Origin of the sequence: Parvibaculum sp. (assembly GCF_039973015.1) — a bacterium.
In the GTDB taxonomy this organism is placed as follows: domain Bacteria; phylum Pseudomonadota; class Alphaproteobacteria; order Parvibaculales; family Parvibaculaceae; genus Parvibaculum.
In genome coordinates this window covers 1-16,274 of sequence record NZ_JBDWLT010000005.1, presented here as the reverse complement: position 1 = coordinate 16,274, position 16,274 = coordinate 1, and the positions used below count along the sequence as shown (strand labels likewise).

At 57.3% G+C, this 16,274-nt stretch carries 10 protein-coding genes; 8 read left to right on the top strand and 2 right to left on the bottom strand.

Annotated features, from left to right (window positions below):
- Window positions 1-72: 72 nt before the first annotated feature.
- The 7 genes from ABJO61_RS03550 (at window position 73) to ABJO61_RS03520 (ending at window position 10,607) form a co-directional block, all read left to right on the top strand.
- Window positions 73-1,179 (top strand): hypothetical protein, encoded by a 1,107-nt coding sequence (locus ABJO61_RS03550; protein WP_348322742.1) that lies wholly within the window; start codon window positions 73-75, stop codon window positions 1,177-1,179.
- Window positions 1,176-2,021 (top strand): hypothetical protein, encoded by an 846-nt coding sequence (locus ABJO61_RS03545; protein ID WP_348322740.1) that lies wholly within the window; start codon window positions 1,176-1,178, stop codon window positions 2,019-2,021. The genes ABJO61_RS03550 and ABJO61_RS03545 overlap by 4 nt, the downstream gene beginning before the upstream one ends.
- A gap of 3 nt (window positions 2,022-2,024) precedes the next feature.
- Complete coding sequence (locus ABJO61_RS03540) at window positions 2,025-3,290, top strand: methyl-accepting chemotaxis protein (RefSeq protein WP_348322739.1); 1,266 nt, start codon at window positions 2,025-2,027, stop codon at window positions 3,288-3,290.
- Window positions 3,287-4,165, top strand: a complete 879-nt coding sequence (locus ABJO61_RS03535) for a hypothetical protein (protein ID WP_348322738.1) — start codon at window positions 3,287-3,289, stop codon at window positions 4,163-4,165. Before ABJO61_RS03540 ends, ABJO61_RS03535 begins: the two co-directional genes overlap by 4 nt.
- Window positions 4,166-4,786: 621 nt before the next feature.
- Window positions 4,787-7,129 carry a TerB N-terminal domain-containing protein gene (locus ABJO61_RS03530; protein WP_348322737.1) on the top strand — a complete coding sequence of 781 codons (2,343 nt, stop codon included), beginning with the start codon at window positions 4,787-4,789 and terminating at the stop codon, window positions 7,127-7,129.
- Window positions 7,130-7,131: 2 nt separating this feature from the next.
- Window positions 7,132-8,439 (top strand): ATP-binding protein, encoded by a 1,308-nt coding sequence (locus ABJO61_RS03525; protein ID WP_348322736.1) that lies wholly within the window; start codon window positions 7,132-7,134, stop codon window positions 8,437-8,439.
- Window positions 8,436-10,607 (top strand): DEAD/DEAH box helicase, encoded by a 2,172-nt coding sequence (locus tag ABJO61_RS03520; protein WP_348322735.1) that lies wholly within the window; start codon window positions 8,436-8,438, stop codon window positions 10,605-10,607. The genes ABJO61_RS03525 and ABJO61_RS03520 overlap by 4 nt, the downstream gene beginning before the upstream one ends.
- A 308-nt stretch (window positions 10,608-10,915) precedes the next feature.
- On the opposite strand, the gene ABJO61_RS03515 is transcribed toward ABJO61_RS03520, so the two are convergent.
- Window positions 10,916-13,585 (bottom strand): AAA family ATPase, encoded by a 2,670-nt coding sequence (locus ABJO61_RS03515; protein WP_348322734.1) that lies wholly within the window; start codon window positions 13,583-13,585, stop codon window positions 10,916-10,918.
- A 3-nt stretch (window positions 13,586-13,588) separates the two neighbouring features.
- Window positions 13,589-14,773, bottom strand: coding sequence for a DNA repair exonuclease (locus ABJO61_RS03510; RefSeq protein WP_348322733.1), 1,185 nt, complete (start codon window positions 14,771-14,773; stop codon window positions 13,589-13,591).
- 368 nt (window positions 14,774-15,141) lie between these two features.
- Here ABJO61_RS03510 and ABJO61_RS03505 point away from each other — a divergent pair, with 368 nt between their 5' ends.
- Window positions 15,142-16,077: a hypothetical protein gene (locus tag ABJO61_RS03505; RefSeq protein ID WP_348322732.1), complete on the top strand. Its 936-nt coding sequence runs from the start codon at window positions 15,142-15,144 to the stop codon at window positions 16,075-16,077.
- The last annotated feature ends 197 nt before the right edge of the window (window positions 16,078-16,274 follow it).

Here is a 16,274-nt window from a genome sequence, read left to right as displayed (position 1 = left end):
CGGACAATAGACCAACTCGCGGTTTTCGCGGAACGGTTGGCATCGGTCGACCCTTCGGGCGCGGCTGCCAACATGGATTCTCTCGGCACCCAGGCGGAGGCCAATTTCAGGGCCCGCCTTGCCGAATGGAAAGGAAGACTTACAGACGCCCGCCGTGACCTCACGGATGCGGAAGCGGCTCTCATGGAGTTCAGGGAAGCCAATGGACTAAGACGCCCGCCGCAACCGAAGAAGCCGAAGCACTGGTTGCTTGCAGGCCTGGCTGTTATGGCGCTAGTTGAGGTAGTCCCGAGCGCCTTCATGATAGCGCCAGGCGACGAAGGCGGCCTTCTCGGCGGTTTCGCAAGCGCCGTCATCTTCACTTTCCTCAGCATGACACTCGGATTTCTGACGGGAATACTCAGCCTGCCATATGCCGGTCACAGGAAAGTTGCGCTTCGTGTTGTCGGATGGGTGGTGACTGCCGTTCTGATTTGTCTGGTGCTGGCGATAAATCTCTCGCTCGCACATTTCCGCGCCGCCGTCATCGCCGGCGCGACGTCCGTCGAGGCCGCCGCGCAGACATTGCCTTCGCTGATATCCGACCCCTTCAATCTGGGCGACATCAATTCGGTGCTGATAGCCGGTCTCGGCATGCTCTTCGCGTTTGGAGCGCTGCTGGAGGGGCGTGCGTGGAGAGACCCCTATCCTGGATATGAAGGTGCGGCCGAGGCACGCCGCCGGGCGGCAAGGAACTTTCATCGCATGATTGGTGACAGTCTGGCGGATCTGAAGGATCTGGAGGAAGAGTTCATTGAGAAGGTGGGCAATGAGCGTTCCTCGCTTCGTGACCGCCGGCAGCAGGTTCCACGCATTCTGGAGGGAAGGAAACGCCTGGTACAGCGCTATGCGAGTTTCCGCGCGCATGTTCAGGAGACGGGTCGTGCGCTTCTTTCCATCTACCGGGATGCGAACCGCAAGGCCCGCAAGGCGCCGCCGCCTGCACATTTCTCGGAGAGCTGGGTTCTCGATGGTTTCGAAGTGCCCGCTCTCGATGACGCGGCCTACAATTTCCCCGACGAAGATTTCAGGGCAGCGGATGAGGCGCTGAGAGAGGCCACGAAGAAGCTCCAGAATGCCTACGGCGAGGGCATCACCTGGATTGAAAAGCGTGCGGTAGAAGCAGGGAGTGCCGAATGAGCCGTTCGCAAAGGCGGCGGCCCCGCTCGCGCAGTTCGAAGTACGACGGCGAGGATAGCGGTTTCGTATCAAAGCTCGTCGCAGGAATTGTTGTCGGTGCTGTTCTTCTCGTGCTGGGCGGTATCTTGTTGCTCTCGCGCGAACAAAAGGCCGAACAGGCGGGGCTCGATTCGGAGACCTTCTGTCCGAAGGATGGGCCGGCCGCTATTCACGCCGTACTCATCGACAGGACGGACGGCCTCGGGCCGATACAGGCCGAGGCACTTCATCGCCGAATCGTCATGTGGGCCAGACAGGTGCCAAAGCAGGGGTTGTTCGAGATTTATGAGGTGAGTGCGGACGGAATTCTGTTGAAGCCGGTGGTGGCGCTGTGCAATCCAGGTGACGGATCGGACCTGTCGGTTCTGACCGCAAATCCGGAAATGGCAAAGAAACGCTATAAGGAGACGTTCGAAAAGCCGGTACGCGGCATGCTTGCCGCGATGCGCACCGACACGGAGGCCGACCGCTCGCCTATTTTCGAGGCCGTGCAATCAATCGCTGTCACGAACTTCGGGCCGGATACCTCCGCGCATGAGCGCAAACTCATTATCGTCAGTGATTTTCTCCAATACGTGCCGGAGTTCAGTCTCTATCGAGGAATACCCGACTACGAGACATTCCGCCGGAGTGCCTACGGCGTCTCCAGCATGGCGGACCTCTCGGGCGTTGAGGTTGAACTTCACCTTCTTCACCGGAAATCGGAACGAAGCAGGCAATCCGAGGATCTCGTCGGGTTCTGGATGAGATGGCTCGAAGACCAGGGTGCCATCATCGGTCGCTATTCACCATTACCAGGATAAGTCATGGCTTCTTTCGACTCCCGTCTGCGGGGCTGGCTCACGCCGACACAGTATGTCTGGTTCGCGCGCGCACCGTTCCTGTTCGCATCCCTGGGTGGCGGTGGCATCCTAATCGCGATGAAGGCCTATGAAGTCCCCCAGCTATGGGTAACCATTGCCGCTGTCGCCATCATATGTGGCTACTTGGTTGCCGTCACCGCCGTCCCGCAATTGCGGCTGCGCGATGACGTTGCGGGGGATAATTGCTACTACCTCGGCTTTCTTTTCACGCTCGCGAGCCTCTCCTTCGCGCTCTACGAGTTTGCCGAAAGACCGGATGTTTCGGTTATCATTTCCAACTTCGGACTTGCGCTCGGTTCGACCATCGCCGGCGTTCTGCTGCGCGTTACAATCAATCAGGTGCGAAAGGACGTCCTCGAAACAGAGGAAGACGCGCGGATGGAACTCGCGCAGGCGGTCATGCGCCTACGTGCGAAGATCGATGACACAGTCCTTGCGCTGGATGGGTTCTTCCACATCGCGCGCCAGACCATTGAAGAGCAGATAAATGCCTCGGCAAATCATGCGGCAAGCGCTCTCGACGAGGCGGTGGAGAAGGTCGGCAGTTCCGCCAATCGCGTACTGGGACGCATCGACGAAGCTTTCGAGCAATTTTCAAATCATTCTGCGCAGTTGAACGAGGCCTCCGCTCAAACGGTGAAGGGTCTCGGCAGTCTGGTGAAGAAGATCGACAAGATAGAGGCGCCGTCCGACCTCGTGAGCCGACGCTTTGAGCCAGCTATGGAGAAGGCAGCGCAGGCCATCGAACGGATGGATGGGCTATTGCGCAACGAAGAGGAAATTCGTTCCAAGGCGGCGGACAAGAGCCTCGCAACCGTCGAGCGAATCGAGCAGGTCATAGAGAAGATTGCGGCGGCAACAAATATGCTGGCCGACACCGCCACACGTATGGAGGGGGCGACGAAGGCCACGGAAAGCGCGGCGCAGAACACGGCAAAGGCACTCGAACAGACGGGTGACATGATCGACGGACAGCTTCGTGGGGCCGCGGAAGCGAAAGAGAGTATCCGCAATCTTGTCGAGGAGCTTCTCGCGGAGCAGAGGGCATTAGTGGGAGCGCTCGACAAGTCTCTCTCGGAAGTAACGAGCACTCTCAAGGCGCATAACGAGGAATTTGCAAGCGAACTCGAGCGCTCGCGGCGCATGGTCGCTCAAACGGGAGCGGCGCTGAGCGAGCTCGCGGACTCCGTGGTCGAGCGGATCGGATGAGCGTTACGCCTTCCAGGGATGATCGTCATTTCCGACGCGGCGTGGTCCTCGGCCTGACCATGGCCGAAATTCTGCTGCTGCTCACATTTCTTCTTATGCTTTTACTCGCCTCACAGATTACGAAGGAGCGAGAAGCAAGGGAGGAAGCGGAGAACCGCGCCGCCGATGCCGCGGAAGAACTCGAACAGCTTCGTCCGGTCGTCGAGATTATTGAACGTACGGGCGTCGACGCGCTGGACATAACAAAAGAATATGTGCGCGCGAAGAAAGAGCTCGCTACGGCAAACAAGCGCCTTGAGGACGCCGAAGCCGCACTCGCGCTCATCGAAGAGGTGCGCGAACAGCATGGTCCGGAAATGTCGGTATCGGAAGTGATCGAGAGTTTTCGCAAGGACGCGCTTCTTGGCCGTGCGGTCGAGCAGTCGGGAGGCTCCGCAGAAAAACTTCTTGAATCGGCTGCGATGTGCAGGACCGAGCTGTCCAGTTGTCAGGGACAAACAGCCTATCTCAACCGGCGTCTGAACGAACAAATTGGCGGGTTCGGCCTGCCGCCGTGCTGGGCGGATGAGAACGGCCGTATCCAGTATATTTTCGATGCCGTTCTGACCGATGATGGTGTTGTCCTGAAGGACAACAAGGTGCCCGGCCGGGAAGAGGATCAGGCGGCTCTGCCGCTTGAGGGAATGGTGTATGGCGAGGGAATGGAGCATGAGCGTTTTGCCTCGGCATCTCAGCCACTGCTGAAATGGAGCGACGAACACGAATGCCGTTTCTACGTGCGTTTGTATGATGGTTTCGACACTGGCGGCCGCGAGCGGTACAAGGGCTTGCGCCGGACGGTGGAGGGTTATTTCTATATCCTGGACGTGAGGTAGGAATATGTCGCCCAACGAAGCGGAAGCAGCCTTAGCGCGGTCGCTGGCGCGCCTAAAGGAAGTGGCGCGCCGTAAAGTGGCATCTTCAGCGATTTCAGACACGACGTTGATCGATGAAGCGCCTGGGCCATGGATAAGCACGCGCATCCGTGCATGGTTCGGTCCATAGACTTCGAGCCCAAACCCAAATGATACGAGTGTGGGGCTGGAAAGGCGTCCAGTTGACTTTTAGTCGTCTCGGGTCAGAAGCGGTCCTTAAACGATGAGTTCGTGCGATTCGTCGGCTTCGCGCTAAAAGGAACATCAACAAACGGCAAGAAAGGTTCCGATACGAATGGGGTTCTCTACTGAAATAGTCCAAGTGACGAGCAAAGGGCTTTCACTCCGCCGCCGGCGTAGAATCGGCACTGGGTCTGCGCTTTCATTCTCCTACTCAGCTCAAATGACGCCGCACCAGCGTCGGTAGCTGATCGATACAGATGAGATGGAGTTTTGAAAGGATTGGGCGACCTGTCACACACTAGGAGAAGGACGTTTTGCATAGAATGTAGCTTTGTGTACGGATAGCTTATGGGTGTTCCTTAGTAGCTTTCTCTTGGTCAGCTCTATTCGGATTTCACCGTGACATTCATACGCCTTGTATCGCTGTACGGCCTCTATTTCATTGCTTGCATGTTTGCCGTCGTGACAGTCCTTCAAGATTGGTCCGATGGGACACAGGCGCTGTTTGCCTTTGTTGTTCCCGGATTGCTGGTTTGGGTTGGTGAGCGTCGGCGATCAGCAAGGAAAAATCCAAAGCCGCATAAACCGAAGCCCTCGCCGGAAAGGTTGCCTGTCGGCGGATCACATCCGCTGACTCGTGGGGCTGTTGGAAAGAATGCCAGCTGGATGGAGCCCAAGTATTCGAAGGGTTGGATACCAAAAAACGAGACCGTCGATATCGGCGGCCGCAACCTTGGCGGCATGATCTATGTTGGTGCGCCTCCTCTTCTGAGCCCCGGCGGATACAGCAAGTGCCGGGCATATATCGATCCTTCGCTGCCGGTGACCAAGGCAGGAACAGACATGGCTGGGAATTCGTTGCCCTACTGGCCGGGATACTCTGACATCCCTGCGGAGTGCCGTGCCACCTATCTCGACTGGTTGGCGGGAGGGCGCACGGATGCCTCGTACAATCCTGGATACATGTTCCTTTATTTCTATGGTCTCGAGCGGCGATTCCTGGTCGACCGTCCGTCCGATGATGAAAAGAGAGAAATTCTCGACGAGGTTCTCCGGCTTCAGAAACTCTATGAGAGTAGCGGTTCGGCTCGACGCTATCTCGGAAGCTTCATTGAGATTGCGAAGCTGGACCTGAATGACAAATCTCTTCAGGAACCAATTTTCGAGAATCCGGGGTGGGAAATTCCCCTGTCGCTTAAGATGACGTTGGGCGCCAGCGTCGCGGCGGGCGAAACGCTTTCATCTGATTGGGTCCTCAGTTGGCTGATGTGTCACCCGGAGCGCAATCTCCGCACCCCCGCGACGAGATGCCCCGAAGAGTTTAAAGCCCTGTTCAAGCTGCGTTTCGACGAGAAATTCCCCGGTGGATTAAAGGTCCAGACACCGAAAAAAATCCTCAAGGAAAGCTACCGAGCCGCATCTGGCGAGTTCCATGTTGACCTTAGTCCCGCACTCGATGGTCAGCCGATACCCGACATCTCAAATCTGAAAAAGCCTGTTAATATCGCCCAGAAGATCGCCGATCAAGTGACCGACGAACTGGACAAGTTCTCCCGTTTCATCGGGCGTAAACCGGATGGAAGAGGAAGTCTCGAAGCGCAGGCGTTGCTGCCCGCAGACCTCCGTCAACTCTTCCCTTCCGCTGAGCTTGAGAACCTCAAGACTTGGGCCCGCTCCAGAGCTGAAGCCGGCGGACTTACACCGGTGACGGACGTCATCGCTAGACTTGAGGGTGGAGAGAGCGGCAAGATAGGCAAGCGTCAGCTGATGGATGCCGCCGATGCGCTTGCGCGCGTCGGCTTTGGGATGGCGCCCGATCCGCGTTTCTCATTGCGTACGCCAAAGGCCGACGAGCCCGTCGTCATTTTCGATCTCGGGACATCCGTCGAGAAACTCGAAGAGGTTTCTTCCCGGTTCCACGAAGCGTTGATCGAGCTTGCCATCGGCACATTCGTTGCCCATGCCGACGGACATTTTGCCGAAGCGGAGCGTCTTACCCTGCGCAACCGCATCCTCAACACGAATGGATTGGACGAGCAGGAGCAGAGAAGGCTATTCGCCAATCTCGATTGGCTCGTCGCGGTGCCGCCCAACATGTCGCTTCTGCGTCAAAAGCTGAAAAGCGCAAGCCTCGAACAACAGGCGTCAATTCGGGCCGCGGTGGTTGCCATCGCTCATGCTGATACCGTTGTTCAATCCGAAGAAGTGGCTGAAATAGAGAAAATCTACAAGGCCCTGGGTATCGACCCAAAGGCCGCTTATAACGACTTGCATGCCGGGCGCGTCCTCGATGGACCTGTTGCCATGCGGGGTGCCGAACCGGGCGCTCCCGGAGAAGCCATCCCGCCAGACCACTCCTCGGTGATATCCAGGCTAGACCCAGAGCGTATTGCCGCCATCAGGTCAGATACAAAGCGCGTTTCCTCGGTTCTGGGCGATATTTTCTCGACCGATGAAACCAATGATACCAATGGGGACGAACCGCCCGCTTTGTCATCGGCCCTTGCGGGATTGAGCGTGAAACATGCCGGCCTTGTCGTCGAGATCATCGAACGGCAACACTGGTCTGAAGAGGAATTTCTGGAGCTTTCCGGCAGGCACGAGCTAATGCCGTCCGGCACCCTGGAAGCACTCAATGAATGGGCTTTCGAGAGGTACGATGAAGCCCTGCTTGATGAGTATGACGGATATGACGTGTCGCCGAACATATCGGCGGCGCTGAAGAAAGAAATAGAGGCGTGAACATGGTCAACATTAAACCACGAGAGCGTGACGCAATTGTTCAGGCTCTGCGCGCGGGCGTCGTTCCGAAACAGGGCTTGCGGCACATCCAAGTCGGCCGAGCCATGGAGATCGAACAACTCGTCAAGGATATCGACCATATCGCGGATGGCGGGGCGACTATTCGCTTCATTATCGGCGAATACGGATCCGGCAAAACCTTCTTCATGAACCTCATCCGGCTCGTCGCTCTGGAAAAGGGGCTCGTTGCGATGTTCGCCGATCTCGCCCCGGACCGGCGCATTCACGCCTCCGGCGGACAGGCACGAAGTCTCTATGCCGAAATGGCAAGAAACATGGCAACGAGAACAAAGGCGGATGGCGGCGCCCTTTCCAGCGTTGTCGAACGCTTCGTCAGCCAAGCACATCATGACGCTGAAAAAGGGGACCTCGCGACCGGAGCAGTCATCCACGAGCGGCTATCCCATATCCAGGAACTGACGGGTGGCTTTGATTTCGCTACCGTCATCAAGCGCTACTGGGAAGGTCACGAAGCTGGAGACGAGGAGCTCCAGACCTCTGCTCTGCGATGGCTACGGGGCGAGTTTTCGACCCGCACGGATGCGCGCAAGGCGCTCGGCGTGCGCACGATTGTCGATGACGCCACCGTCTATGACCACCTGAAGCTCATGTCGTCATTCGTCAAAGCCGCAGGCTATAAGGGTCTGCTGGTTGGCCTGGATGAAATGGTCAATCTCTACAAGCTCAGCTCGGCGCAGGCGCGAAACGCGAACTACGAGCAGATCCTCCGCATTCTGAACGACGTGCTTCAGGGCAGCGCCGGCCATCTCGGTTTTCTCATGGGAGGGACACCGGAGTTCCTGATGAATACGAGGCGCGGGCTCTACAGCTACGAGGCACTTCAGACGCGGCTTGCCGCCAACAGCTTCGCTCGCGACGGACTGGTCGATCTGTCGGGACCGGTCATTCGCCTCGCGAACCTCACGCCGGAAGACTTGTTCATTCTGCTCTCAAACATAAGAGCGATTATGCAGAGTAGCGGCAATGACCTGCCTGATGAGGCGCTTGAAGCCTTCATGTCCCATTGCGCCGAGCGGATTGGTGAGGCGTATTTCCGGACACCAAGAAATACTATTACCGCCTTCGTCAATCTCTTGGCTGTTCTCGAGCAGAACCCCGACGTCAAATGGACGGATCTGGTGTCGGATGTCGATGTCGGGGCGGATGGCGGCGAAGACATGAGCGATGTCGATGAGAGCGTTGGCGGAGTGCAGCCGGAAGGTGACGAAATGGCGAGCTTTCGCTTGTGACGCCAGCATTCGACAAGCTTGCCAGGCCCGTTCAGAAATGGATTCGCGCGCAAGGCTGGCGAGAATTACGCGACATACAGACTCGCGCCATTCATATCTTGTCCGAAGACAAGGGAGACCTCATCATTGCGGCGTCCACGGCAGGCGGGAAAACCGAGGCAGCATTTTTGCCGCTCATCTCGCAAGTGCTTGATGACCCCGCGGCAGTTGCCGGCTTCGACCTCCTCTATATCGGCCCTCTCAAGGCGTTGATATCCGACCAGGCGCGAAGACTCGAGGATATCTGCCAGGAAGCAGAACTGCCCGTCGTGCCTTGGCACGGCGACATTGCCGCCTCATCGAAATCGCGGGCGGTCAAAAATCCGCGCGGCATCCTGCTTATTACACCGGAATCGCTGGAAGCACTCTTCGTCCGTCGTGGCCTCGAGATTCCACGCCTTTTCAGGAGTACTCGCGCCGTCATCATCGATGAGATCCACAGCCTTCTGGATGCAGAGCGCGGCGTCCAGGTGCGCTCCCTGATTACCCGCCTGGAGCTTGCGGCCGGAAGGCCTATCCGCCGTGTGGGGCTTTCGGCGACCCTTGGCGACATGAAGCTTGCCCGGGAGTACCTGCGTCCCGACACGCCTGACGACGTTCATGTCATTGAGGCGGACAAAGGTAGTTCGGAACTCCGGATTCAACTTCGTGGCTATGTTTCCGGCGACAAGGACGACGAAGTCCCAACTCCGGTTGGGGCCATCTCCGACCATCTCTTTACGCATCTGCGCGGGAGCGACAACCTTGTTTTCGCCGGCACGCGCCAGTCCGTCGAGATTTACGCGGACAGGCTTCGAACGCTGTGCGAGGACGCACATCTGCCGCAAGAGTTCTATCCCCATCACGCGAACCTCTCCCGCGAACATCGCGAGTTCGTGGAGCGCAGGCTCAAGGAAGGCACCGTGCCGACCACCGCCATTTGCACATCGACGCTTGAACTCGGGATCGACATCGGAGACGTGACCTGTGTCGCACAGATAGGCGCCCCCTTCAGCGTCGCCTCTCTTCGTCAGCGATTGGGACGCTCCGGACGGAGAGAGGGCAGTCCCGCCATACTGCGGCAATACGCCATCGAATCGGAACTGCGCGCGGACAGCAATGTCGTAGACAGGCTTCGACTTGGCCTCGTGCGGGCCGTTGCGATGATCGAACTCCTCCTCGAGGGATGGTGTGAGCCGCCGCGGCCTGGCGCGCTTCATCTTTCCACCCTGGTTCATCAAATTCTTTCGGTGATATCCGGGCGGGGTGGCGCAAAGGCTCCCGATATCTACAAGGTCCTTTGTCAGTATGGCCCCTTCCGATCGGTCTCGTCGGCAATGTTTCTCGACGTGCTCCGCGCAATCGGGCGCCCGGATGTAGCGCTCATCGAACAAGGCGAGGAAGGTATTCTGCTGCTCGGCGAGGCCGGCGAGAAGTTGACCGACCATTACAGCTTCTTTGCCGTTTTTAAAACGCCAGAGGAATACCGGATTGTCGCGAACGGAAAGGCGCTGGGAACAATTTCGATCGATAGTCTTCTCGCTCCCGGAATGCTGATTATATTCTCCGGCAGACGCTGGCATGTTCAGGAAATCCACGATCGCGAACGCGTCATCGTCGTCGTGCCCGCGAAGGCAGGCGTACCGCCAAGATTTGGCGGCGATCCCGGCATCATTCACGACCGGGTCGTCGAACGGATGTTCGAGGTTCTGGAGTCCCGGGAACGGCCGATTTACATGGACCGCACCGCGCTCGATCTTCTAGACGAGGCGCGTGGAAATTACGCCCAGATACGCTTCGATACCGGCGGCATTGTCCAGACTGCGGACAGCGAATTCCTCATCGCAACCCGGCTCGGAACCATCAAAACTGAAACACTTGCGCTTGCTCTCCGCTCGCAAGGATATCGCGTTCATGTTCATGACGGCTTTATCGAGGGGGCACTCAGCGAGGCCCAGTCATCACCAATCGATACATTGAAGGCCATCGCGCGAGGAGAAAATATTGACTTATTCTCATCCGACCCGAATTTGATATCCGAGAAGTTCCATCCTTATTTGACAGACGATCTTCTTCGGTTGGACGTCGTATCGTCTAAGCTGGATCAGCAGTCTCTTCCTCGGATTTGTGCCGATATCCTTGGCGGATGATGCGGAAAAACTTTCAATTCCAGTATCGGAAATGATTAATGCGCCAAGAGCGGTCGTTCTCCCACGTGGCTAGGACTGACCTGAGTTCCTGAACTTCCTTTCGATTTGAGTAGAGTCCGTCAACCGAAGGGGGCGGACGATGAAGCGATCGAGATTCACGGAAGAGCGGATCATCGCGAACCTGCGGGAGCAGAAGATGTCACGGTGTTCAAAGTGGGAGACAACGGCAGGGAGACATGAACCGTTAGCCAGAGATTAAGGATCCGATGGCACATATTTGCTAGTCGTAGTCTTTCTATTGAAGCGGTCTATTGAAGCGGTCCAAATTTCTTCGTCTTCCCATCACCCAAGCGACGAATCGGAGCTCCAAACTCGCGCCAATCCCGGGGACGACAGGTCAGAATCAGGACCTGCACGGTTTCCGCTGCCTTTCGTAACGCAAGTTGCATTCGCTCGAAGCGGTCGTCGTCTGCGTACACCAGAGCATCGTCGAGGATGACGGCGGCAGGAAATCCTTTCTCTCGCAGATAGACGGCGAAGGCAAGTCGAACGAGGATCGAAAGCTGCTCCCGTGTCCCAATGCTCAGCAATGGATAAGGTTCCTCGCAGCCCCCACGAACAACACCCGTAATCTCCAATGTTTCTTCATTGAGTGTGACCCGAGCGTCAGGAAACAGAAGGCGCAGAAACGGATCGACCCGCTTCAGAACCGGCTCCAGGAAGGCCTCTTTCGCATCGCGTTCAGCGTCAACGAGGGTGGACACCAACCGGTTCCAGGCCGCAGCATCCCGCTGCAAGCGATCTCGACGCGCAAGGGTTCGTGTCTCACGGCCTCGGGCTTCTTCGAGTAGCTCGCTGATCCCGTTCTTGCCAAGTGCCGTCAGACGACTTTGCAATCCGATTTGCTCCTCGCGCAACTGGCGCCGCTCGGCGTCAACGGTCGCGAGAGTTGATTGAGCCCGCTCTCGCCGCAGCTCTACCTCTTCGGGATTCGCAGCATTCAGCCGCTTTGTAGATTCAGCGTGGGTATTCTGTGCCTTTGTCAGCGCGTCCTTCGCGCTCTCCAGCTTGGTTGTAAGTTCAGCATCGCTTGCGTCGTCACGCGCCTTCTGGAGATCGGCTTTGGCCGTCGTGACCGCCTCAGCGGCCGCTTCTAAAGCTGTGACAGCAACAGTTAGTTGAATGACGTGTTCCTGATGTTCCTTCTGAGCTAAATCTAGCGCTGCTCTTGCCTCCTTCTCGGCATCTTTGGCTGCGGTCAACACGCGGCTTTCCGTCTCCGGATCGGCAGTATCGGCGAGCATGAGAGCACTTGTTGTGTCGCTGAGGCGACTTCGCTCGGCCTTTTGTTCTCCAAGTACCGTTGCTAGTGCCTCAGCGCCCTCCGGCGCCAAGGCATCAATCAACCGTTTGGCTTCCTTGACTTGTGCGTCTAGCGACGTGCGTTGTTCGAGTTGGATTTTGGCGGCGGCGATATCTGCCATACCCACCCCGGTCAGTCCCTTGTCGAGCGCATCTTCAGCCTTTTTTAGCCGCGCACGCCGATCGGCCAACTCCGACGTGCCGGGTTCGATGTCGATCTCACCGAACCCATCCAACTCAAAATGCGATCTGTCGGTAACCTGCACCGTATCGCCAGTCGTGAGTTCCATGCCGTTTCTCTTCACTCTTTGGCCGCCGGTCGGTGCGAAGCGCACGCGCGTGGCTACAGCCCCGAGCGCTGCCTTGGCCGCTCGAATATCGCTCTCAAGAGTCTGAAGTTTCTCGTAGCCGCGCTGGTCGATCACGATCTGGGCAATACGATCTTGGTCAGCCTTGCGTTGTGAAGCCAGCTTCTCGATCTCCGAGATTTTCCGGTGTAGCTCCGCGATCTGCTTGTCCAGAGACTCGATCCGGGAGCGGCCTTGGGCGACAACAACGCGAGTTTCCGCCGTCTCCCTGGCTTCAGTTTTTGCCATCATCTCGATTTCGGCCGCTTGTTGGCGGTCCGCAATGGGGCTTGCCTCATCGCTCAATCGCGTGTGCGCGTCCCGTTTATCTATCAGGTCACGCTCCCGTCCTTCCACTGCTTGGATCAGCGCCTGCCGACGATCGGAATGGTCCGTTGCATTGTCCAGCTGGGCCTTAGTCAAAGCGACCGCCTGCTCCGCCGCTTCGTGTCGCTGGTTGAGCAGCGCGATCGACCTGGCCTCGCTTTCAGCCTTGCTCAGAGCCTCCTCGGCTTTCTCGAGCACGCGATCATGCGAGATCTGTGCAAGGTCGCGGCGGACTTGCGTCAGGTGATCGATTTCCTGATCATACTCGGCTCGCTCTGCTTCCAATTCCGAGACACGCGCCGTCGCCTTCTCGGCTTCGTCGTTGGCAGCCGAGAGATCACCACGCGGTCTGCCGGTAGAGGTCAAAAGGGCGTCACGCTGTGCTCTCGCTGCTTCCAGAAGTTTGCGGCCGCGGGTGCCGCCGAGAACATTGCCCACTTCGTCTTCCAGCGAACCACGTAGCGTCGACCTTCCGGTCTCGCCAAGTCCGAGGCCATCAAGCACACGGCCCTGCTCCAGCCAGAACAGCCCCAGAATGCCCCGATCATCTGGCTTGGATTCCCCGCGCTGCGATAGCCGGAACGTAAGAAGTTCGGCGAGCCGTTCTTCGGCCGCAGCACCTTCGAATGTACCGGCTGGCGTCGTCAGGCGCGCTGATGCCTTTTGGATAAATCCCTTAGTGATCGAGTAGAGAGAACCATCGACCTCGAAATCTATCCGGACTTCCGGGCGAACTGTTGATCCGAACGGCTGCATGGTGTCTGCGGCTTTGCCGCCGAGATTATGACGTTCGAAGAGTCCTGTACGGATCGCATCGAGCAACGTGCTCTTGCCTTCTTCATTGTCGCCGGCAATCACCGTCACACCTTCGCCGAGCTCGTCAATCACCACCGGTGACAGGTGTTTGCGAAAATTCCGGATGGCAATGCGGCGAAAGAGCATAATTCAACCGCCGGTCTGGTGATGAAGGCCATACAACAGCGCAAGCGCGCGGCGCGCCGTCTCCGCGTCGGGTCCGTTCAGCTGCTCGCGCAGCCGTTCCATCCCGGTCCGAACAAATCCGGTGGTGTCGATCATGTCGAGATCATCTTCGGTCGGTTCGACCACCAATCCGGCATCGTCGACTTCAAGATATTGCACGCGCGCCCTCAGGTCTCCGAGGGCTTCGTCGAGAGCAGCGCGCGTGCTGAGATCGATCGTTCCTTGCAACTCGAGCCGAACAATAAGGCGCGACAACTCAGCTGCTGGGATATCCAACCCCTGAGACACATCGTCAGTGCCGCCGGGCATAATGTCTCTGGTCTGTTCCATCCACCGATATTCAGCGACAGCTACCGGCTCGATGGTCGGCTTGGCTCCCGGAGCGTCGATGGCGACGTTGAGAATGTAGCCGGGCTCGTTGGCCCGGAACCGATCCGGTTCCGGCGTACCCGCATACCAAGTGCGATCTGTCACTTGGAGCTTGCCGTGCCAGTCGCCGAGAGCCAAGTAGTCAAGCCGGGCTCGTATATCGCGATCCATCGCAACCGGGTTCGCCGCCTCGCTGGCTTCGGGCAGGAACTCCCGCACCGAGCCGTGAGCAAGCCCGATACGGATCAGGTGATCATCTGTCTCTGCCGTATCGAACCACTCCGTGAGGTCAGCCGCGTCACGGCGACGCTTCAGTGGTGCCGGCAGGATCATGGCTTTGTCGCCGAGTGCGATTGGAATCGGTTCGTCGGCGACAATTACATTTTCAGGCAGAGTCAACCGTTTGAGCCGACTCCAAGGAGATTCAGCTGTGGCAGGGTCATGGTTGCCCGGTAGCAGCACCCAAGTTCCCCCGAATGGCTCCAAAGCTACTTTGAAGCGACGCAAAGTCTCATCACCAACCGCAATATCATCGAAGCAATCCCCGGCCACGAGGACCGCGTCAACGCGGCGCTCACGGGCAAGAACTGCGATCTTTTTCAGTGTCTCAAGTCGTGCGTTGCGTAGAACGACAGAAATCTCGGAAGGAAGCTGGCCGAAGCCCTTTCCAATTTGGAGATCGGCCGTATGCAGAAACCTGACACTCAAATCCTCGAACCCCTCTTTCTCACTACAAGTCGGGTAGAGCGGCACGCATGAACAGCCGAAGTTTGTGCTCAAACTTATCCTATTGCTCAGTCGTTGGCGAGAAACACAGAACCATCGGCTTCGCCACCTAAGCTTTGGTACTTATTGTTGTTTCTCACAGCGAGCTGGTATCTCCACTCTCCGCGGAAATCTGGGCAAGCAGGCGTCGATGATTGACGATACGTCGAAAGAGGTCGGCTGGATACTACACGACGGTCTAGCGCCGGCTAATTCTACATTCTTCGGCACAACCGGATGCCATTTTGGTGCGAAGCTGGCGAATCGTCCGGACACATCGTTTAAGAGCAGCTTCTGACCCAAAGCGGACATACGCCAGCACTCGACAAGTTGTCAGGAACTCACTTGTCGGGCACGATTGAACCTTGAAGGTCGGGGGCGTCATGGATTTCCATTTGGATCGACAATTACGCTTGCTCACTGAGCCTGAGCGTAAAAGTCTCTACAGTTGGGCGATCACTGAGGTCGACGAGCATGGTCAGGTCATCGGCCACGACCAAATACCATGGGCGTGGACCCTTTACTTCACCGGGACCGAGATTGTTCTGAGCGACCAGATAGCTGTGGAAGAGGTCGGTGAAGCCGAAGGTGGCTTGTCGCAAAAATCCGAGGTGTCTAACCGACGCACAATCACGATAAAGCTCAGCCCAGGCGACCCTCGCGGCGATGACATGTGGTTCCGACAAACAACCTATCGAATGTTCGGCACCGATCGGGTTATCGGAGAGTTCCAACTCGATATCTTACCTCTCGAATCTGAGGACAAGATCGAGAGCTGTCAGGCTTGGGGCTCAGTCAGCTACACCGCTGAAATCGATTTCCGTGATGATACAATTGAGGATTGTGTGACCTTTTTTCTGAGGGTGAAGCCAAGCACATTTGAGCGCTACGAACAGAGGATCGCCTCCGGAGCTGTAGACGAAGTCATTCTTAGCGTCGGCAGAGTATCGGGCTTCTACTCCGAGTGGTCGCCGTCAATTTCCACTCGCGAGATAAAGGTGTTGACGCGCGGCAGTGAACACACCGTGGAGCTGTCGGAGGGGGTCGCATTCGATGTGCCGCGACTAGGGTCGATTGGCGAAACAAATCTCTACATCAACGTGAAGAAAGAGCAGACTTCGAAGCTGACGAAATTGAGCCTTAAGTCTGTTGAAGATGATGAACAAATGACATCGCTTGATCAGGCCGAGGTCAACGATCTCAGGCCAGTCGATGTCGATGCACAGCTACCAAAGTTGCTAGCTTCGCTGAATTTGTCGGCGCGCTGGATAGTAGTTCTCTTGGCACTGCTCACCTTTGTCATTTTTCTGACGGGATAAGTGGAGAAGCGAAGGGGACCGGGCTGAGTGCTCCGGGAGTCGAGTTGGATTGGAGAGTCCGCTTCTGGCGGATTGTGTTGATTTAATCTGCGGTTGAACGGGTTTCTGGTGCGTGATTCCATCGTGCTGGCTTATCGGAGGGCAGAGCAATGATGGGAACACAGGTGGCGCCGGCGCAGCTGTTTTATGACTTCTGT